The 18,236-nt window shown below is 64.7% G+C and carries 17 protein-coding genes; 9 read left to right on the forward strand and 8 right to left on the reverse strand.

Annotated elements, in window-relative coordinates; translation table 11 throughout:
- Positions 1 to 25: 25 nt before the first annotated feature.
- Both ABIB99_RS11020 and ABIB99_RS11025 read right to left on the reverse strand, forming a co-directional pair.
- Entirely contained in the window at positions 26 to 1,702 is a 1,677-nt protein-coding gene (locus ABIB99_RS11020) for a mucoidy inhibitor MuiA family protein (RefSeq protein ID WP_063981147.1), read from the reverse strand.
- A 185-nt stretch (positions 1,703 to 1,887) separates the two neighbouring features.
- A complete protein-coding gene (locus ABIB99_RS11025) occupies positions 1,888 to 2,508 on the reverse strand; it encodes a response regulator transcription factor (RefSeq protein ID WP_063986095.1) in 621 nt (206 codons plus the stop codon).
- Between the two features lie 202 nt (positions 2,509 to 2,710).
- Between ABIB99_RS11025 and ABIB99_RS11030 the strand changes: the two genes are divergently transcribed.
- On the forward strand, positions 2,711 to 3,748 hold the full coding sequence (locus ABIB99_RS11030; protein WP_354175796.1) for an AraC family transcriptional regulator: 1,038 nt from the start codon (positions 2,711 to 2,713) through the stop codon (positions 3,746 to 3,748).
- A gap of 2 nt (positions 3,749 to 3,750) precedes the next feature.
- On the opposite strand, the gene ABIB99_RS11035 is transcribed toward ABIB99_RS11030, so the two are convergent.
- The gene (locus ABIB99_RS11035) at positions 3,751 to 4,962 is read right to left on the reverse strand and encodes an NnrS family protein (protein ID WP_166344379.1); all 1,212 of its coding nucleotides are present in this window, start codon (positions 4,960 to 4,962) and stop codon (positions 3,751 to 3,753) included.
- Between the two features lie 140 nt (positions 4,963 to 5,102).
- Between ABIB99_RS11035 and ABIB99_RS11040 the strand changes: the two genes are divergently transcribed.
- Entirely contained in the window at positions 5,103 to 5,813 is a 711-nt protein-coding gene (locus ABIB99_RS11040) for a Crp/Fnr family transcriptional regulator (RefSeq protein ID WP_039153608.1), read from the forward strand.
- Positions 5,814 to 5,899: 86 nt separating this feature from the next.
- Here ABIB99_RS11040 and ABIB99_RS11045 read toward each other — a convergent pair whose 3' ends face one another.
- The gene (locus tag ABIB99_RS11045; protein WP_014492467.1) at positions 5,900 to 6,097 is read right to left on the reverse strand and encodes a DUF1858 domain-containing protein; all 198 of its coding nucleotides are present in this window, start codon (positions 6,095 to 6,097) and stop codon (positions 5,900 to 5,902) included.
- A 341-nt stretch (positions 6,098 to 6,438) separates the two neighbouring features.
- A complete protein-coding gene (gene hemN, locus ABIB99_RS11050) occupies positions 6,439 to 7,791 on the reverse strand; it encodes an oxygen-independent coproporphyrinogen III oxidase (protein WP_354175798.1) in 1,353 nt (450 codons plus the stop codon).
- A gap of 159 nt (positions 7,792 to 7,950) precedes the next feature.
- Between hemN and ABIB99_RS11055 the strand changes: the two genes are divergently transcribed.
- The 3 genes from ABIB99_RS11055 (at position 7,951) to ABIB99_RS11065 (ending at position 10,423) form a co-directional block, all read left to right on the forward strand.
- The gene (locus ABIB99_RS11055; RefSeq protein WP_166344383.1) at positions 7,951 to 8,157 is read left to right on the forward strand and encodes a hypothetical protein; all 207 of its coding nucleotides are present in this window, start codon (positions 7,951 to 7,953) and stop codon (positions 8,155 to 8,157) included.
- A 237-nt stretch (positions 8,158 to 8,394) separates the two neighbouring features.
- A complete protein-coding gene (gene nirK, locus ABIB99_RS11060; RefSeq protein WP_354175799.1) occupies positions 8,395 to 9,492 on the forward strand; it encodes a copper-containing nitrite reductase in 1,098 nt (365 codons plus the stop codon).
- 52 nt (positions 9,493 to 9,544) lie between these two features.
- Positions 9,545 to 10,423 (forward strand): formylglycine-generating enzyme family protein, encoded by an 879-nt coding sequence (locus tag ABIB99_RS11065; protein ID WP_354175801.1) that lies wholly within the window; start codon positions 9,545 to 9,547, stop codon positions 10,421 to 10,423.
- A 98-nt stretch (positions 10,424 to 10,521) separates the two neighbouring features.
- On the opposite strand, the gene ABIB99_RS11070 is transcribed toward ABIB99_RS11065, so the two are convergent.
- From ABIB99_RS11070 to ABIB99_RS11080, 3 genes are read right to left on the reverse strand one after another with little or no spacing between them, the layout of a single operon-like run.
- Entirely contained in the window at positions 10,522 to 11,157 is a 636-nt protein-coding gene (locus tag ABIB99_RS11070) for a GNAT family N-acetyltransferase (RefSeq protein ID WP_354175803.1), read from the reverse strand.
- 22 nt (positions 11,158 to 11,179) lie between these two features.
- Complete coding sequence (locus ABIB99_RS11075; protein ID WP_011089829.1) at positions 11,180 to 11,830, reverse strand: 3-oxoacid CoA-transferase subunit B; 651 nt, start codon at positions 11,828 to 11,830, stop codon at positions 11,180 to 11,182.
- 16 nt (positions 11,831 to 11,846) lie between these two features.
- On the reverse strand, positions 11,847 to 12,554 hold the full coding sequence (locus ABIB99_RS11080; RefSeq protein ID WP_028151658.1) for a CoA transferase subunit A: 708 nt from the start codon (positions 12,552 to 12,554) through the stop codon (positions 11,847 to 11,849).
- A gap of 272 nt (positions 12,555 to 12,826) precedes the next feature.
- On the opposite strand from ABIB99_RS11080, the gene ABIB99_RS11085 reads away from it, so the two are divergent.
- The 4 genes from ABIB99_RS11085 (at position 12,827) to ABIB99_RS11100 (ending at position 18,143) form a co-directional block, all read left to right on the forward strand.
- Positions 12,827 to 14,716, forward strand: coding sequence for an AsmA family protein (locus ABIB99_RS11085; protein WP_354176195.1), 1,890 nt, complete (start codon positions 12,827 to 12,829; stop codon positions 14,714 to 14,716).
- Positions 14,717 to 14,924: 208 nt separating this feature from the next.
- Entirely contained in the window at positions 14,925 to 16,310 is a 1,386-nt protein-coding gene (locus ABIB99_RS11090) for an ABC transporter substrate-binding protein (protein WP_071909773.1), read from the forward strand.
- A 97-nt stretch (positions 16,311 to 16,407) separates the two neighbouring features.
- Positions 16,408 to 17,280: a carbohydrate ABC transporter permease gene (locus ABIB99_RS11095; RefSeq protein WP_063981138.1), complete on the forward strand. Its 873-nt coding sequence runs from the start codon at positions 16,408 to 16,410 to the stop codon at positions 17,278 to 17,280.
- Positions 17,277 to 18,143, forward strand: coding sequence for a carbohydrate ABC transporter permease (locus ABIB99_RS11100; protein WP_354175806.1), 867 nt, complete (start codon positions 17,277 to 17,279; stop codon positions 18,141 to 18,143). The genes ABIB99_RS11095 and ABIB99_RS11100 overlap by 4 nt, the downstream gene beginning before the upstream one ends.
- Positions 18,144 to 18,236: the final 93 nt, after the last annotated feature.

Genomic DNA, 18,236 nt, shown 5'->3' on the forward strand with positions numbered 1-18,236 from the left:
CGCGCCTCGGTTCAGACCGGGCGCATTACCCCGCCGGCACGATCACCATGCCCTTGTCCTTGGGCCAGCGGACGCGCCAGGCGAACTTGATCTCCTTGATCTCGCCGGGTTTTGCGTCGAACGCCCATTCCAGCACGCCGCGCCTTTCGCGCAGATTGGTGGTCGTGGGCGGCGTGGTCGAGGACAGCATCTCGACGCCAATATCCTCGTTCTCGCTGACCGGAAGCTGATCCTCGATCGCGATGCGGATCGGGAAGTCGTGCCCGTTGCGAACGACGGTGCGGAACGAACGCGTGTCGGTCTTGGAGGACGCGATCACCCCGGCCGTGCCTTCGTTCTGCCTGATGACGGTGCGCTCGATCTTGATCTTGTCGTCGGCACCGAAGCCGAGCCGGATCGCGTCGTTCCGCGCGGCGGTCGAGAATTTGCTGCGACCGACGAACGTGCCGTCGCGGAAGATCGCGACCTTGCCGGGCAGCAGATTGGTATCCTCGGCAAGCTTGAATGACGCCTCGAGGTAAGCGGTGGGATCCGCGACCGGGGCGGCACGGATGGCGAGGTCGGGCGTCACCGTCATGGAGGAGATGAGCAGGCTCTTGGCGCCCTCATTGGCACCGAGGCTGACGCGGCCGCTGATCTGATACACGGCCTGGAAATCGCCGATCTCGGCGTTGGCCTGCTGCTCGTCCGCGCGCTCACGCAGCTCGGGCTCCGCAGCTTTCGCCATCGCCGGAGATTGCGCCTGCCGCGTCATCGGCTGCGCGGGCACCGCCATGTCCGACGCCGTGCCCATTGCCAGCGGCTTCGGCAGTTGCGGATACCTCACAACCAGCGAATTCAGCTCCGGTGCGCTACCGCCGCGGCTGACGCGAACGGTGGAAACACCGAGGTTGACGTTCGACCAGTCTTCGCCGGTCGACTGCGTCACCTCGGCGCGGCGAACCAGCTCGAGCTGCGGCTTGCGGTCCTTGGCACCGGTGTCGAGCCGGGCATCATACAGCGGCAGCCAGCGCGCATTGCGGACTGCATAAGTCACCCGCAACGTCGCCTTCGTCGCGGCGGCGGCGGCAACATCGATGCGAACCTCAAGCTTGCTCGGCGGCTTGGCCGAACGCTCCGCTTCAAGTTGCGCGAGCTGCCGATCGATCTCGCGCTGCTTTCGCGTGGCGTCGCGGATCGCGGTATCGGCGGTCGCGATCTCCTCGGCGACCGCGGTAAAGGCCGCGCGCCATTCGGTGATCGGCCGAGCCTCGCCCTTCTCGCCAAGGCCGGCGGGAGAAGCCTCCGCAAAGTGCTGCGCGAATTTGCGCCGGGCGTTGGCCGCGTCGATATCGCCTTGCACATCGGCGCGCTGATCCTTCAACGCTTCGATGCGCTTATCGAGCTCGGGCAGATTGGCGGGTTGTGCCGCGCGCGGCGGCCGCGCGTCGATGGTCCCGATGGTCAGTTTTGCGCCCGCCTCGCCCTCGACACGGAGGGAGGACGGATCGAGCGAGAGCGGAAAGTCCTTGGCGACCAGCGTGCTGTCGCCGGAGGCGAGGTCCAGCGCGATGACACGGGTGACGGTGGCGCCATCCGGATAGACGGTGACGGTGTCGATGGCCGATGTGGCGTCCACATCGGCGGCCCATGATGGCGACGCCGTCGCCATGGTCACCAGAACCAGGCTCGTCGTTGCCAAACATCTTGCGGTGATGCGCATAAAGTCCCTCCTGCCGTATCGCCGCGCCGCCAGCCGGACGCGTGCGATCAAATGCCTCGCCAACATGGTTGGACGCGGCAGGGAAGGAACTGGTTCGATTGGGGTTTCCGTGGGGCGCCGCCGCGGCCGCACCAAGGCCGCGGAACGTGTCGTCGTCCCGTGGCGAAGCCGTTAAACTTAGGTCCTTAAACCGGGGTGGGCGAACCCTGGCCGAAGATGCGGCGGAGCAGATCGGTCACGTTGCGGGCGCCGGCCTTCTTCAGGATGCCTGCGCGGTAGCCTTCGACCGTCCGCGCACTCAGATGTATGCGCCGGGCGATCTCCTTGTTGGTCAGGCCGGCAGCAAGGTGCTCGAGCACATCGACTTCGCGCCCGGTCAGGGGCTCGCAGCCGGGCAGCCAGCGTTGCCGGTTTGAACCCGGCTGCGCGAACTCGTCGATGGCAGCATCGATCCGGTCGACGATGTCGCGGGTGCGGAACGGCTTCTCGATGAAGTCGGCCGCGCCGCTCTTGATCGCGTCGACCGCCATGGCGATGCTGCCGTTCGCGGAGGTCACCAGAACCGGCGCCATGCAGTTCTCCTCGCGCAGGCGCTTGAGCACGTCGAGGGCGGAACGATCCGGCGGCATCTCCAGCAACACGCAGGCCGGCATCCGGGCCTTGGCTTCCGACAGCAGCGACGCGCCGTCGGCAAAGCAGATCACGTCATAGGCGCTCTGTTGAAGCGCCATTGAAAGTTGTTCGCGGGAGGCCGCGTCAGTTTCAATGACGAATACCTCACCCTTGGAAAGCATGTTTCCCGGCATCATCCCGATCCAGCAATGTCTTGGTCAAATGGCCCGAGACGGCAGCGGGGCTTCGTCGCGCCGCGTCGTCATACGCACGGCATTCACGCCCGTGCTTCGGTTTCCCTTATGTATGTTCCATCCTGTTCCCGGATTTGACGGATCGGGACAGAAACTTTACATTTCGGGACATCTGCGGGAATGGCTGACTGGAACGGGTCGCATGACCGACCTCATGCGCAGCGCAGGCTTGAGCTACTACCCGGATGTCGCCCGGTCGGTCGGGCTCGACCCGAAACAGATGATGCGCAAGGTCAGGCTGCCACTGGCCGTGCTCGACAAGCCCGATACCCCCATTGCCGTGACCAGCCTGCGCCGGCTGCTCGAATTGTCGGCAGAGGCATCGGGTGCCGAAGATTTCGGCTTGCGGCTCGCCGAGCGCGGCGGGCTGACCAATTTCGGCGCGGTCGGCCTGATCGTGCGTGAACAGGCGACCGTCAGTGAGGCCATCGAAGCGTTCTCGCGCTTCATCCACGTTCATCACGACGGCATGAAGCTTGAGGTCACGCGCGATAAGCAGACCGTGACGGTCACACTGCATTTGCGCGGCCGGCAGCCGCCCGCGCCGCGCCAGTCGATCGACATGGCGCTCGGCAGCGTCCACCGCATCATCCAGTCGCTGTTCAGCAGCGACTGGCGGCCGCTCGAGGTACATCTGCATTATCCGCCGCCACACGACCGCAAGCGCTACCGCGACTTCTTCGGTTGCCGCGTCACCTTCAATGCCGATGACGATGCGATCCTGTTGTCGGCGCATGACATGGAGCGGCGGATCCCGAGCGCGCATCCGCTGATCGCGAGCTATCTGCGCAAACGGATCGAGGCGATCGAGACGCGGCCGGCAAGCTGGGAGGAGAAGGTCGACGAGGTGGTACGCATCCTGCTCGCAAGCGGCGACTGCACGGTCGAGCGCGTGGCCGAGCATCTCGCCTGCACCCGCCGCACCATCCATCGGCACCTCGCCGCATCGGGCACCAGCTTCTCGGCGATCCTCGACGCGCAGCGCGCCGATCTCGTGATCCAGCTGATCGACGACCCCGGCCGGCCGCTGGCCGATATCGCCACCCAGCTCGGCTTCTCCGCGCAGAGCGCGATGGCGCGCTGGTTCCGTGGCCGCTTCGGCTGCACCATCACCGCATGGCGCAAGGGCGTGCGGCCGCTGGCCAAGCGCGCCGGCGTTCCCTCGGCGTCCGCGGCCTAGGCTCAGCGTGCCGGAGCGGGCACGCCCATGATGGCAAGGGCGCGCCGGGGGCTGCCGGCGAGCAGTGGCCCGAACGCAATCGCAAAGCCGAGGAACGCGACGACCCATCCGCAGGCGGCGATGTGCAGCAGGACATCGCCATGCGCAGGCAACACCACGGCCGCGACCCGCGCCAGCGCCGCGATGATGATCGCAGCGTAAATCCCCTGCGTCGCGGGCGAGGCCGTCAACGCCTGTCCGGTATGCCCGAGGCTCGCGCGGGTCATCACCGCAAGCGTCATGGTTCCGGCCGCGCCAGCCATCCAGGCGTGAATGCCCGCGCTCGGCGGCAGCGCGCCGAAGACAGCTGCCGCATGCAGCAGGAAGCCCAGCGGCACGAAGACATAACCGATATGGAGGATCAGCAGCAGCCGCTCGCGCGTGGTGCGATCGCCAGCCCAGCGTGCAAGCCGGACCAGGTGCAGCACGCCGACCAGTGCCATCACCGCGCCGGTGACCGTGTTCAGCGGCGCCACGATCCATGCGATCAGCGCGAGCGCGCTCAATCCGATCACCGCGCCGTCGAAGCGCCCGAACGGCACCGGCAGGCGGCCGGGATTGAACTTGACCAGCCAGTTGCGGGTGAAGCTCGGGATGATGCGGCCACCGATCAGCGAGATCAGCAGCACGACCACACCGATGCCGACGCGGATGCTGACATCGGCCGCGCCCTCGAAGTGCGCTTCGAGATGGAAGGCGACGTTACCGGCGAGCAGCACCAGCACGAGCACCACCACCGGCAGATTGCGCCAATTGCCGCCCGCGATGATCTCGCGCGTGGCCGCAGCAACGACCAATGCCAGGAAGGCGGCATCGACGACGAGCGCGAACGCCCAACCGATATCGGCGGACAGGGTCACTGCAAAACGCCCGGCCAGCCACACGGCCAGCAGCGCGCCCAGCGACGTTCCCTGGATCGGCAGCCGCCCGGTCCAGTTCGGGATCGCCGTGAACAGGAATCCCGTGATCACCGCCGGCAGGAAGCCATAGAGCATTTCGTGGACGTGCCAGTCGCGCGGCGCGAACGCAGAGCTCACCGACAATTCGCCGTAGAACATCGGCAGCCATGCCAGGATAGAAAGCCCCGCCTGGATCGCGGCGAGCAGGAAAAACGGCCGAAAGCTGTTCGCAAACAGCGGCCAGCCCTCAAAATTACGGGATCGGGCGCCAGCCATGGGGGCAACTCCTGTGAATTCGGACCGTCACTTCGATCGTCATTTGGAAAAATACTGCCGTCCGGCCGGCCCGTTTTGCGCTATCGCAAACTGCCTGACGAATACAGGTGCCATCACACTCCGAGCGCCAAGGAGGCAGAATGGCCAAGGTCGACACATCGCTGGTTGCGCATTTGCCGCTGTTTTCAGGCGTCAAGCCCGAGGACCTCGAGGAAATCCTGCGCGAGGCCCGCTCGGCGCGGTACCCCAGGAACACCGCCATTTTCGAACAGGGCGCCGACGCGCAATCCTTCTTCCTGCTGCTGCACGGCCACGTCCGCGCGGCCAAGACCACTCCGACCGGCGAGCAGATCGTGGTGCGCTACGTCGCCCCCGGCGAGACATTCGGGCTCGCGATGGCGATCGGAGCCGCGCACTATCCGGCAACTGCGATGGCGGTCGACGACAGCGTGGTGCTGATCTGGCCGAATTCGGCCTGGCCGCGGCTGATCGAGCGGTTTCCGGCGATTGCCGCCAACACGCTGCAAACCGTCGGCGCGCGGCTGCAGGAGAGCCACACCCGCATCCTCGAAATGTCGACCCAGCAGGTCGAGCAGCGCGTCGCGCATGCGCTGCTGCGGCTCGCAAAACAGTCCGGCAAGAAGCTCGACCACGGCATCGAGATCGACTTCCCGATTAGCCGCCAGGACATCGCGCAGATGACCGGCACCACGCTGCATACCGTCAGCCGCATCCTCAGCGGCTGGGAGAGCCAGGGCCTCGTCGAGAGCGGCCGCCAGCGCATCATCCTGCGCGATCCGCACAAGATCGTCGTGCTGGCGGAGCGTACGGCGGACGGCAATTCTGCGTAAGATAGGGGTGAGGGCGCTTCCGCTTACGGCGCAAGCCTGCCCTCACCCGGGAGTCCGCGCGCGACCCGCGCGAACTCCGACTCGCCTCACGCCGGTACGCATTCGCACAGCGCAGCGAGGAATTTGTCGCGATCGATGCCATGCTCGCGGCAGGCGTCTTCCACGGTATGGAAGGTCGCGATCGGACAGCCGACGCAGGCCATCCTGAAGGCGAGGAACACGCGGATCGTGTGCGGTGCCGCTCGCATGATGTCATCGACCAGATCGTCGGATCGGAAGGGCATGGACAACTCCGTTCCGAAGTGACGATAGCCGGGTGGGTCCGAGCTTCTTTGTTGAAGCGCAAGCTGGTGGTTGCTTCTCCCTCTCCCCGCAAGCGGCAGGGCTATCGCATATGAGAAAAAACGTGGCGGGAAGCTCGCCCGCAGCCATCCTTCGAGACGCCCGCCTCCGGCGGGCCCTCAGGATGAGGACGGAGTACGTGGTCACTATTTCGACAGGCAAAGCCGCCGCTCAGCCTCATCCTGAGGAGACCGCGGAGCGGTCGTCTCGAAGGACGAGGCGCTCGCTCAGACCCCGCCAAGCTCATATGCAAAAGTCCCTGCCGTAGGCGGCGCGAGGTGAACTACACCGCCCTGCTGTGCAACTGCTTGCCCGGATCCAGATGCGCATCGAACGCCGCTGCAACACTGCGCACCAGGAAGCGCGAGTCGCTTGCGACCGCGAGACGGTCGCCGTCGAGCCTGACGATGCCATCCGAGATCAACGGCTTCAGGCGCGCGGCCGATTGCAGCATCGCTTCGGGTTCCGCGCCATGGCGCGCACAGATGTCGCCGAGATCGGCGCTGAACTCGCACATGATGCGCTCGATGATGTCGGCGCGGAGCCGGTCGTCGTCGGTGAGCCCGTAGCCCTTCGCGGTGGCGAGGTGGCCGGCGGCGACGCTCTGCGCGTAGGCGCCGATCTGCACCTGGTTCTGCACATAGCCCTGCGGCAGATGCCCGATCGCGCTCGCCCCGAAACCGAGCAGGACTTCGCCCTTGTCGGTGGTGTAGCCCTGGAAATTGCGCCGCAGCGTCCGTTCCTCGAAGGCCACGGCCATGGCGTCGTCGGGGCGTGCGAAATGGTCGAGCCCGATCTGGACGTAGCCGGCCTCCTTCAACGCATTGGCGATCGCGCAGGCCTGGTCATGACGCGCGAGGCCGTCGGGCAGCACGGCCTCGTTGATCATGCGCTGGTGCTTCTTGAAATCAGGCACGTGCGCATATCCGAACACCGAGAAACGATCGGGCCCGAGCTCGAGGCTGCGCCGAACGGTGTCCAGGCAGGAGGCGACGGTCTGGTGCGGCAGCCCATAGATGAGGTCGAAGTTGATCCCGTTGATGCCGGCGCGATGCAGCCTATCGACGACGGAGGCCGTCTGCTCATAGCTCTGCACGCGATTGATCGCGCGCTGCACGACCGGATCGAAGCTCTGCACGCCCAGGCTGGCGCGGTTGACGCCGGAGAGCCGCATGGCCTCCACCATCTCTGATGTCAGCGTGCGCGGATCGATCTCGACCGCGATCTCGGCCGAGGGCAGCACGAAGAACGCATGGCGCATCGCCGCCATCAACTCGGCAAAGGCCTCCGGCGCCATGATGGTCGGCGTGCCGCCGCCGAAATGGATGTGCTCGACTTTGATGCGTCGACCGATGGTCTCAGACACCTGCGCGATCTCGCTGCGCAGCGTTCGCTGATAGGCGGCGATCAGCCCGTCGCGGCGGACGATCTGGGTATGGCAGCCGCAGTACCAGCACATCTCGCGGCAGAACGGCACGTGCAGATAGAGTGACGCGCTGGCGCCTGCCGGGAGTCCGGCGAGCCATTCGGCATAAGTATCCGGGCCAATCGCCGGCGAGAAATGCGGCGCGGTCGGATAGCTCGTGTAGCGCGGCAATCTCTCTTCGCCATAGCTCGCTGCGAGATCGGTCCTCATATCTTACCCATTCGTAAATCGATGCCGCGCGGTAGCGCGGCAAATCCCGGATGGCATTGGATGCCCCGTTTTCGGGCGGACCACCTTGCGCTCGCTCAAAGTCCGAGCGCCGGATCGGAGCCATGATGACGTTCAATCATGACTCACTGGAGATAGGCCATGGCGTCGCTCGCGCTCGATCTCGTTCTCTGGCTCACCGGCGTTCGCGGTCATATCCCGCGCTTCGACGATTTCCGTCCCGTCCCCGCGGCACCCGCCGTCGGCGCAGGTTATCTCGTGCGGGTGCTGGCGATCACCGCCGCCATCTTTGCCGCGCTGTCGCTCGCGGTCTGGGGCACGGTCTGGATTGCGATCCAGCTTCTCTGATCGACAACCAAACATTCACAATCGAGCGCAGCTGAACATGCGAACGATTTGCCGCTGGCGCAACTGACGCCACGCGACGTCGTGCGCTTCGCACTGCCGATACGCGCTTCGGCAAACCTCCTAAGGATTTTACCGGAGGCGAATTCGGCAAAAGCTTGTCGCAGCGCAAACACTCTTGCCGTAACAGGCGCAGACTGCATCCGTCATCAAAACCCTTTCAGATGAAGGATGCTTCCGATGTTCACCCGCAGAGCCGCATTGATCAGCGCCGCCGCGACCGCCCTGATGCTCGCGACACCCACGTTCGCCGCCGGCGACCTCAAGCTGCCGCGGCAGAAGGTCGAGCTGGTCGCCCCGCCCTTCGTGCACGCGCACGAGCAAGCGACGACGCAAGGGCCCAAGATCGTCGAGTTCAAGCTCAACATCGAGGAGAAGAAGGTCGTCATCGACGACAAGGGCACCACGTTCCAGGCCATGACCTTCAACGGCTCGATGCCGGGCCCGCTGATGGTCGTGCATGAGGGCGACTATGTCGAGGTGACGCTGGTCAATCCCGCGACCAACACCATGCCGCACAACATCGACTTCCACTCCGCGACCGGCGCGCTCGGCGGCGCCGAGCTGACGCTGGTCAATCCCGGCGAGCAGGTCGTGCTGCGCTGGAAGGCAACGCGGACCGGCGTGTTCGTCTATCACTGCGCCCCCGGCGGCCCGATGATCCCCTGGCATGTCGTCTCCGGCATGAACGGCGCGGTGATGGTGCTTCCGCGCGACGGACTGAACGACGGCAAGGGCCACGCGCTGAAATACGACAAGGTCTACTATGTCGGCGAGCAGGACATGTATGTGCCGCGCGACGAGAAGGGCAAGTTCAAGTCCTATGATTCGCCGGGCGAAGCCTTCACCGAGACCGAAGAGGTGATGAAGAAGCTGATCCCCTCCCACGTGGTGTTCAACGGCAAGGTCGGTGCGCTCACCGGCAAGAACGCGCTGACGGCCAAGGTCGGCGAGAACGTGCTGATCGTGCATTCGCAGGCCAATCGCGACAGCCGTCCGCACCTGATCGGCGGCCATGGCGACTATGTCTGGGAGACCGGAAAATTCTCCAACGCGCCGGAGACGGGACTCGAGACCTGGTTCATCCGCGGCGGCTCGGCGGGAGCTGCGCTCTACAAGTTCCTGCAGCCCGGCATCTACGCCTATGTCACGCATAATCTGATCGAGGCCGCCGACCTCGGCGCCACCGCGCACTTCAAGGTCGAAGGCAAGTGGAACGACGATCTGATGACCCAGGTGAAGGCGCCCGCGGAGATACCGGCTCCCAACACCAACTAGACGCGACAAGGGGCCGGTCATCGCCGGCCCCTTCCTTCTTCGGGGGACGACCATGCTGATCGCATTCAAGCTGAAACTGCTGCTCGCCTGTGCCGCAGGGCTCGCAGGGCCGATCGCGATGGCGCCGCTGGTCTCGGACATGGCGGTCCATGGTACGGCGACGGAGCCTGCCATCGTCAGGGTCGCGCCGGGCAATCTCTCCTATCGCGAGGCCGGCGATTTCACCCGCGCGGGGCTACAGGCCGAAGTGCCGCTGCGCGCAATGCGCTTCAACCGGCCGCTGCAGATCATGCGGCACCAGGTCTCGTCATCCGACTATCAGCTTTGCGTGCAGGATAGCGCGTGCCGCGCGCTCGATCGCGGCGTCGCGATTGCGTCTGATCGTCCCGCGGTCCAGGTGAGCTGGCACGATGCGCAGGCCTATGCGGGCTGGCTGTCGCGCAAGACCGGCCACACCTATCGCCTGCCGAGCGACGCGGAATGGGCCTTTGCAGCCGGCTCCCGGTTCAGGGACGACGGCGCGCCTGTGGACGCAGACGATCCTTCAAAACGCTGGCTCAGCCGTTACGAGCGTGAATCCGAGCGCGACCTCTCCGACACGACGGCCTATCCGTTCGGCAAGTTCGGCGCGAACGAGCACGGCGTCGAAGACATCGCCGGCAATGTCTGGGAATGGACCTCGACCTGCTTCGTGCGCTCGCGGATCGACGCAGCCGGCAATGCGGGCCGCCCGACCGTGAATTGCGGCGTCCGCGTCGCCGAGGGTGCGCACCGCGCCTACGTCACCGACTTCATCCGCGACGCTCGCGCCGGCGGTTGCGCACAGGGCGTACCGCCCGCCAATCTCGGCTTCCGCCTGGTGCGCGAGGAGCCGTCATGGGTGGCGAGCGTGTCGGGGCGGCTCGGCAAGGTTTGGGCGGCGAGGTCGTAGGTATCGCCGAGTAGCCCGGATGGAGCGCAGCGCAATCCGGGATCGGACCATCCACGAGCACCCCGGATTTCGCTACGCTCCATCCGGGCTACGGCGCATCACATCGTTCGCGCAAACATGCGAAATCCGGGCGCGCCGATGATCGCCTCGAACGCGGGATCGCGCTTCTCTTCGGCGAAGACAAATCCTGCCTTGGCGTAGGCGCGTTCGGCCGGCTGATTGCCGATCAGGAACGATATCGTCGCGCGGGCAAATCCGGCCGCTCGTCCCTTATCCAGTGCGTGCGCAAGCAACGCCTGCACGAGGCCGCGACCGCCATAGGCGGGATCGGTCGCGACGTGCTCGATCATCCAGTCGCCCTCGCCGCCCTGAACCCAGCAGGCGCGCGTGTAGGTGCCGCGGCGACGGATGGCTTCCAGCTCCGGCGCGGCAAGCCCCGTCGCGGCACCGACCTCCTCGATGGCACGCCAGGCCGCAGGTCCCGTGCCCGCCGCCGGCAGTGCGCACAACGCGGCAGCAGGCTTGCCATCGATCTCGGCGATCAGGAATTGCGAGACATGCCACATCGACACCGCGTGCGCGGTCGTGATGCGCGCGATGAAATCGCGGCACTGTGCCTGGGGCCAGCCGAGCGCGACGTCGAACCAGCCGCGCGGCCGATAGCCGCGCTGCGACGACAGGATGGTTTGTGCGATGAAATCGGCGTCTTCGGGACGCGCAGACCGTATCGTCATGCGCGCCCCCGTTGCGACGACCTTACGTATTCTTCAGCGCGACGCGGAATTCGGCCTCGGTCTTGGCCTTGACCTCGTCGAGCGAGACGCCGTCGGCGAGCTCGATCAGCGCCATGCCGCCGTCGCCGTGCTTGTCGATGGTGAAGACGGCGAGATCGGTGACGACCATGTCGACCACGCGCTCGCCGGTCAGCGGCAGATTGCACTTCTTCAGCAGCTTCGAGCCGTCCTTGGCCGAATGCTCCATCACGACGACGACGCGCTTGACGCCGGCGACGAGATCCATCGCGCCGCCCATGCCCTTGACCATCTTGCCGGGGATCATCCAGTTGGCGAGATCGCCGTTCTGTGCCACCTGCATGGCGCCGAGGATCGACAGGTCCATGTGGCCGCCGCGGATCATCCCGAAAGAATCCGCGCTCGAGAAATACGAGGTCGACGGCAGCTCGCTCACGGTCTGCTTGCCGGCATTGATGAGGTCGGCATCCACCTCGTCCTCATAGGGGAACGGGCCCATGCCGAGCATGCCGTTCTCGCTCTGGAGGCTGACATCGACGCCATCGGGGATGAAGTTCGAGACCAGCGTCGGGATGCCGATGCCGAGATTGACGTAGTAGCCGTCGCGCAGTTCCTTGGCGGCGCGCGCAGCCATCTGTTCACGGGTCCAGGCCATGTGAGTCTCCTGACGCTTAAGCGGCGGTGCGCGGGCGGGTGTTGCGGAATTCGATGCGCTTCTTGGCCGTGCCGACCTCGACGATGCGCTTCACGAAGATGCCAGGCGTGTGGATGTGGTCGGGATTGAGTTCACCGGCCGGAACCAGATGCTCGACCTCGGCCACCGTGATCTTGGCGGCAGTCGCCATCATCGGATTAAAGTTGCGCGCGGTCTTGCGGTAGATGAGGTTGCCGGCCGTGTCGCCCTTCCAGGCGTGCACGATGGCGAGGTCGGCGAACAGGCCGCGCTCCATCAGGTACTTCTCGCCGTCGAACTCCTTCACTTCCTTGCCTTCGGCGATCAGCGTGCCGACACCGGTCTTGGTGTAGAAGGCCGGGATACCGGCGCCGCCGGCGCGGATGCGCTCGGCCAGCGTGCCCTGCGGATTGAATTCGAGTTCCAGCTCGCCGGCCAGGAATTGCTGGGCGAACAGCTTGTTCTCGCCGACATAGGACGAGATCATCTTCTTGATCTGGCGGGTTTCGAGCAGGCGGCTGAGGCCGATGCCGTCGACGCCGGCATTGTTGGAGACGACCGTCAGGCCCTTGACGCCGGACTCGCGGATCGCGTCCGACAGCTCCTCGGCAATGCCGCAGAGGCCGAAGCCGCCCGACATGATCATCATGTTGTCTTTCAGAACGCCTTCGAGAGCCGACTTGGCGTCGGGATAGACCTTGTTCATGCAAATAACCTTCGGGTGAACCTTCGGCTGGCAGGCGTCGCGCCTCATTGGCGGCGATTATTAGGCGAAATCCTCCAAAGCCGTCAATGATACGGGGTTCTCCGTTCCGCCCTCCGGTGATAGAAGCTGCCCACGCCGTGGGCAGAACCGTCCGCGGCCTTGAAAGCGACAAGAAAACCCATCAAGTTGCGGGGGTTGGGCGTGGGCACGCAGGTTTCCCGGTCCGCTCTTCTGGCTCCAGCGACCAACCCGATCAGGACATGCCATTGACCATGGCCCAAGGAATGAAGCGCCTCGGGACGCCGATCGCGGCGCTGCTCGGCCTCGCGCTGATCGCCCTGATCGCGACCTCCTGGCTCATCAACCGCGACGCGCTGCGCAAGGCGGTGGAAACGCAGATCCGCGACGTCACCGGGCTCGAGCTCAGCGTGGCAGGCAGCATCGACATTTCGCTGCTGCCGGCGAGCTACATTTCGTTCCATGACGTCGGCCTGAAGGGCGGCGGCACCAGCGATCCCGCGCTCCATGTCGATGTGCTCACCGCCAATCTCCGGCTGCTGCCGCTGCTGCTGCAGCGGTTCGAGATCGCCGACCTGACCCTGCTGCGGCCGCGCATCCATGTCAGCCTGAAGCAGGACGGCGAAAGCAACTGGACGCCCTTCATCCAGACCATTGCGCGCACCATGAAGCCGGGCGCCGAGAACCAGGTGTCGTTCTCCGAGATCAGGATCCAGGACGGTGTGCTCAATTACGAGGACGCCACCACCCACGCCGCCGAGAAGTTCGAGGACATCGACCTGTCGCTGGCCTGGCCCTCGATCTCGCGGTCCTTCGCCGCGACCGGACAATTCGACTGGCGTGGCGAGCGCGTCGACGGCTCGATCAGCTTCGCCGATTTCGTCGCCGCCCTCTCCGGCGACCGCTCCGGGCTGAAGGCGCGGATCGCCAGCGCCCCGCTCAAGCTTGCCTTCGACGGCAGCGTCGCCAACCGCACCAGCCCGATGATGGAAGGCACGCTCACCATCGACAGCCCGTCCTTGCGCAACGCGCTGCGCTGGACCGGTCAGCCGCAGCCCGGCAGCGGCGGCTTCGGCCGCTTCGCGCTGAAGGCGCGCGCCAATGTCGTCGGCGCCTCGATCGCGCTCACCAACGTCAATGTCGAACTCGACGGCAACACCGCCGAGGGCGTGATGACCTACGCCAATAACGGCCGGCAGACGCTGCAAGCGACGCTTGCCGCCGACGCGCTCGACTTCACACCTTATATCTCGACCTTCCGCCTGCTCGCCAGCGGCGCCCGCGACTGGAACAGGCAGCTGTTCGATCTCAACGGGCTTTCGACCACCGACCTCGACATGCGCCTATCGGCAGCAAGGCTGACAGTCGGGACGTCGAAGCTCGGCCGCACCGCGATCGGCGCCAACTTACGCAACGGCACGCTGGCGCTCTCGGTCGGCGAAGCTCAGGTCTATGGCGGCATCGCCAAGGGCTCGTTCGGGATCGCGCGCTCCGACACCGTCGCCGACGTCAAGGCGCAATTCCAGTTCACCGATGTCGATCTTCAGGCCTGCGCCTCCGAATTGTTCGGCCTCAACAAGCTGTCCGGCCGCGGCAACATCAACGTCTCGCTGCTGGCCTCCGGCTCCAGCCCGTTCGGCCTCGTGCAGTCGCTCGACGGCACTGCCACCGTGACCGGGCACGACGGTGCGATCTCGGGCTTCAACGCCGAGCAGCTCCTGAAGCGGCTGGAGCGGCGGCCGCTGTCGGGCGGCGGCAATTTCCGCAACGGCTCGACCCCTTATGACACTCTCACCATCGCGGTGAAATTCTCCGATGGGGTCGCCACCGCCGAGGACATCCGCATCGAGGGGCCGGCTGCGAAGATCACGCTGACGGGCACTGCCTCGGTGCCGACGCGCGAATACGACATGAAGGGCGTGGCGAGCCTCAATACGACGTCCGGCTTTCAGTTGCCCTTCATGGTGCAGGGTCCCTGGGACGATCCGCTGATCTTCCCCGACCCTGAAAGCCTGATCCGCCAGTCGCCTGCGGCGTCCCCCTTCCTGGACCTCCTGAAGCGGCGCATCACCGGCGAGAAGCACCCTGCGCCGCCAGATTCGCCGACGGCCGAGAACGCCAAGGAAAACGCGAAGTCCAACTGAGGACGGCGATCGTCCGGAGCTGCCGGACCATCGCGAATTGATCCGGCCGAATTGATGCGGCGATTGGATCGATGCGCGGATTAAGCATCTCCGCTGGCCCGACACCCCACGACCTATGTCTGACAAGATGCCGCTAGATCGGCTGACGGCCATGCGCTAGTGTTTTATACGACCGGTTAAAAACACCGGCCGTTTGAGGGAGAAAAACGTGAGATCCAAGGTTATTGGCGCAGTTTCATTGGCGGTCGCTGCGGTTGGGCTTTTTGCGGCCACTGCACCCGCCTTTGCGCAGCAGAAAACGATCACGGTCTGGTGGGGCAAGGGCTTCTATCGGTCCGAAGACGACGCACTGATCGAGACGATCAAGAAGTTCGAAGCCAAGACCGGCATCAAGGTCGAATTGTCGCAGTACGCGATCCAGGACATGATTCCGAAGACGGTCGCCGCGCTCGATGCCGGCACCGTGCCCGATGTCGCCTATTCCGATTCCTACGACGTGCAGGCGCAGGGCAAGTGGGCCTATGAGGGCAAGCTCGAGGACCTCACGGACGTCATGGAGCCGATCAAGGGCCGGTTCGTGCAGAACACGCTGGATGCGTCGATCCTCTATAACGACGTCACCAAGAAGAAGGCCTATTACGGCTTCCCGCTGAAGCAGCAGAGCATGCATGTCGAGATCTGGAACGACATGTTGGAGAAGGCCGGCTTCAAGCTCGCCGACATCCCGACCGACTGGGCGGGCTACTGGACGTTCTGGTGCGACAAGGTGCAGCCGGGTATCCGTAAAGCCACCGGCCAGCGCATCTACGGCGTCGGCCAGCCGATGGGCGTTGAATCCACCGACGCCTTCCAGTCGTTCTACACCTTCATGGACGCCTACCACGTCAAGCTGGTCGACGACGACGGCAAGCTCCTGGTCGATGATCCCAAGGTGCGCGAGAATCTGATCAGCGCGCTGAAGGATTATACCGACACCTATATCAAGGGCTGCACGCCGCCCTCTTCCACAACCTGGAAGGACCCCGACAACAACGTCGCCTTCCACAACAAGACCATCGTGATGACCCACAACTTCACGATCTCGATCGCGGCGAAGTGGTTCGAGGACTCGCAGAACCAGGCGCTCACGCAGGAGCAGCGCGACGCCGGCAAGAAGGCCTATGAGCAGGACATCGTCACGGCGTCCTTCCCGAAGGCGCCCGACGGTTCGACTATCCGCTACCGCTCCGACGTCAAGACCGGGCTGGTGTTCACCGCGGCCAAGAACAAGGCCGAGGCCAAGCAGTTCATCAGCTTCCTGCTCCAGGAAGAGAATGTTCGTCCCTATATCGAGGGCGCGCTCGGCCGCTGGTTCCCGGTGACGAAGGAAAGCCAGGCCAGCCCGTTCTGGCAGGCCGACAAGCATCGCAAGGCGGTCTACGCCCAGTTCACCGGCGGCACCGCCGCGTTCGACTTCACCAAGAACTGGAAGTTCACGATCCTCAACAACGAGAACGTCTGGGCCAAGGCGATGAACCGGGTCGTCAGCGAAAAGGTCCCGGTCGACAAGGCCGTCGACGAGCTGATCGTCCGCATCAAGCAGGTTGCAGGCTAAATCTTCTTTCTTCCTCTCCCCGCTGGCGCGGGGAGAGGCGAAACGCTAATACCGGCCGCCTCGTGCGGCCGGAAGTCCTTTCAAAGAGTCCTGAAGAATGGCGATTACGCTCTCTGGCGATCAGTCGATGCCCGCTCCGCCCTTGTCGTCGCGGCTGACCCCGGCGCAGGTCTGGGGCATCGTGCTGCTCGCGCCCTATCTGCTCGTTTTCCTCGCCTTCGTCGTCTATCCCGTCTGCTACGGGCTGTGGCTGGCGCGGGCCCCGTCGAATTATGTCGCGCTGTTTCACGATCCGATCTTCGCGCGCGCCGCGGTCAACACGCTGATCTTCCTGGTCATCGGCATCAACATCAAGATGCTGATCGCGTTGTTCCTGTCCGGCTTCTTCGCGCAGCAGCGCACCTGGATCAAATGGCTCTCGGTGATCTTCATCCTGCCCTGGGCGGTGCCTTCGATCCCGACCATCCTGTCTGTGCGCTTCATGTTCAATCCCGAATGGGGCGTGGTCAACCACCTCATCTTCTCCCTCACCGGCGATGACGGCCCGAACTGGCTGAACGACCCGACCGTGGCGCTGAGCATGGCGATCGGCGTGCACATCTGGAAATCACTGCCGTTCTGGACGCTGATCCTGATCACCGGACGCCTTGCGATCGCGCACGATCTGTTCGAGGCCGCCGAGGTCGATGGTGCGAGCTGGTGGCAGAAATTCCGCTACATCACCTGGCCGTCGATGCAGACGCTCTACATCACCTGCACACTGCTCTCGATGATCTGGACGCTCGGCGATTTCAACAGCGTCTATCTGCTCACCGGCGGTGGCCCGGCTGACCTCACGCACGTGCTGGCGACGCTCGGTATCCGCTATCTCCGGCTCGACCAGCTCTCGCTCGCGATGGCCTCCATCGTCTGCGCGATGCCGTTCGTCCTGCCGCTCGTGTACTTTATGATGAAACGGTTGTCGCGATGAAGCTTCCCGGCGTAAGCGAATTTTCCTGGCGCGACGTCGCGATCGAAGCGCGGCTGCTGCTGATCGGTATTCCTGTCTTCCTGTGGACGATGATTCCGATCTACCACATGTTCCTGTTCGCGATCTCCCCGAAGGAGGACGCGTTCTCGGGCAAGCTGTGGCCGGATCATCCGACGCTCCACAACTTCGAGATCGTGTTCAAGCAGCAGCACTACTTCCTGCGCGACTTCTACATCCAGTTCTGGAACTCGACGGTGATCGCAGTCTCCGTCGGCGTGATGACGCTGTTCATCGCCACCGCCGCGGCGTTCGCGATCTCGCGATTAAAGGTGCCGGGCGGCCGCACCGTGTTGAACCTCGCGCTCTTCACCTATTTCATCCCCGCGGCGTTCCTCGCCGTGCCGATGTACCGCACCATGGGCAATTACGGCCTGCTCAACAATCACTGGTCGCTGATCCTGGCCATGGTGACGATCGCCAGCCCCTACGCGATCTGGGTGCTCAAGCAGGCCTCCGACAAGCTGCCGGTCGAGCTGGATGAAGCCGCGGTGATGGACGGCGCCACGACGCTCCAGATCTTCCGCCTGGTCTACCTGCCGCTGATGATGCCCTCGCTGGTCGCGATCGGCACCTATGCAGTGCTGCTCGCCTGGAACGAATATCTCTACGCGTTCCTGCTTCTGTCCAACGACCGCGAGATCACCCTCCCCGTCGCGCTCGGCAACTTCCTCGCCGCCGACGATTCGCCCTGGGAGCTGTTGATGACCACCGGCTTCATTTACGCGCTGCCGCCGGCCGCGGTCTATTACGCCTTCCGCCGCTACATGGTGGGCGGGCTCACGGCAGGCGCGGTGAAGTCCTGACAATCGAGAGCCTCGTTCCGATGGAATCGGAACGGGGCTCTCGATTCTTGCTTTGACGCGTTTTCATTACGCGAACCGGTATCCACTTCGCTC

Source organism: Bradyrhizobium sp. LA6.1, assembly GCF_040547805.1.
GTDB classification, from domain to species: domain Bacteria; phylum Pseudomonadota; class Alphaproteobacteria; order Rhizobiales; family Xanthobacteraceae; genus Bradyrhizobium; species Bradyrhizobium barranii.

What these genes read in the sequence shown, in the direction of transcription:
- ABIB99_RS11020 (WP_063981147.1), bottom strand. Translation starts at nt 1,702, where the DNA reads ATGCGCATCACCGCAAGATGTTTGGCAACGACGAGCCTGGTTCTGGTG.
- ABIB99_RS11025 (WP_063986095.1), bottom strand. Translation starts at nt 2,508, where the DNA reads ATGCCGGGAAACATGCTTTCCAAGGGTGAGGTATTCGTCATTGAAACT.
- ABIB99_RS11030 (WP_354175796.1), top strand. Translation starts at nt 2,711, where the DNA reads ATGACCGACCTCATGCGCAGCGCAGGCTTGAGCTACTACCCGGATGTC.
- ABIB99_RS11035 (WP_166344379.1), bottom strand. Translation starts at nt 4,962, where the DNA reads ATGGCTGGCGCCCGATCCCGTAATTTTGAGGGCTGGCCGCTGTTTGCG.
- ABIB99_RS11040 (WP_039153608.1), top strand. Translation starts at nt 5,103, where the DNA reads ATGGCCAAGGTCGACACATCGCTGGTTGCGCATTTGCCGCTGTTTTCA.
- ABIB99_RS11045 (WP_014492467.1), bottom strand. Translation starts at nt 6,097, where the DNA reads ATGCCCTTCCGATCCGACGATCTGGTCGATGACATCATGCGAGCGGCA.
- hemN (WP_354175798.1), bottom strand. Translation starts at nt 7,791, where the DNA reads ATGAGGACCGATCTCGCAGCGAGCTATGGCGAAGAGAGATTGCCGCGC.
- ABIB99_RS11055 (WP_166344383.1), top strand. Translation starts at nt 7,951, where the DNA reads ATGGCGTCGCTCGCGCTCGATCTCGTTCTCTGGCTCACCGGCGTTCGC.
- nirK (WP_354175799.1), top strand. Translation starts at nt 8,395, where the DNA reads ATGTTCACCCGCAGAGCCGCATTGATCAGCGCCGCCGCGACCGCCCTG.
- ABIB99_RS11065 (WP_354175801.1), top strand. Translation starts at nt 9,545, where the DNA reads ATGCTGATCGCATTCAAGCTGAAACTGCTGCTCGCCTGTGCCGCAGGG.
- ABIB99_RS11070 (WP_354175803.1), bottom strand. Translation starts at nt 11,157, where the DNA reads ATGACGATACGGTCTGCGCGTCCCGAAGACGCCGATTTCATCGCACAA.
- ABIB99_RS11075 (WP_011089829.1), bottom strand. Translation starts at nt 11,830, where the DNA reads ATGGCCTGGACCCGTGAACAGATGGCTGCGCGCGCCGCCAAGGAACTG.
- ABIB99_RS11080 (WP_028151658.1), bottom strand. Translation starts at nt 12,554, where the DNA reads ATGAACAAGGTCTATCCCGACGCCAAGTCGGCTCTCGAAGGCGTTCTG.
- ABIB99_RS11085 (WP_354176195.1), top strand. Translation starts at nt 12,827, where the DNA reads ATGGCCCAAGGAATGAAGCGCCTCGGGACGCCGATCGCGGCGCTGCTC.
- ABIB99_RS11095 (WP_063981138.1), top strand. Translation starts at nt 16,408, where the DNA reads ATGGCGATTACGCTCTCTGGCGATCAGTCGATGCCCGCTCCGCCCTTG.
- ABIB99_RS11100 (WP_354175806.1), top strand. Translation starts at nt 17,277, where the DNA reads ATGAAGCTTCCCGGCGTAAGCGAATTTTCCTGGCGCGACGTCGCGATC.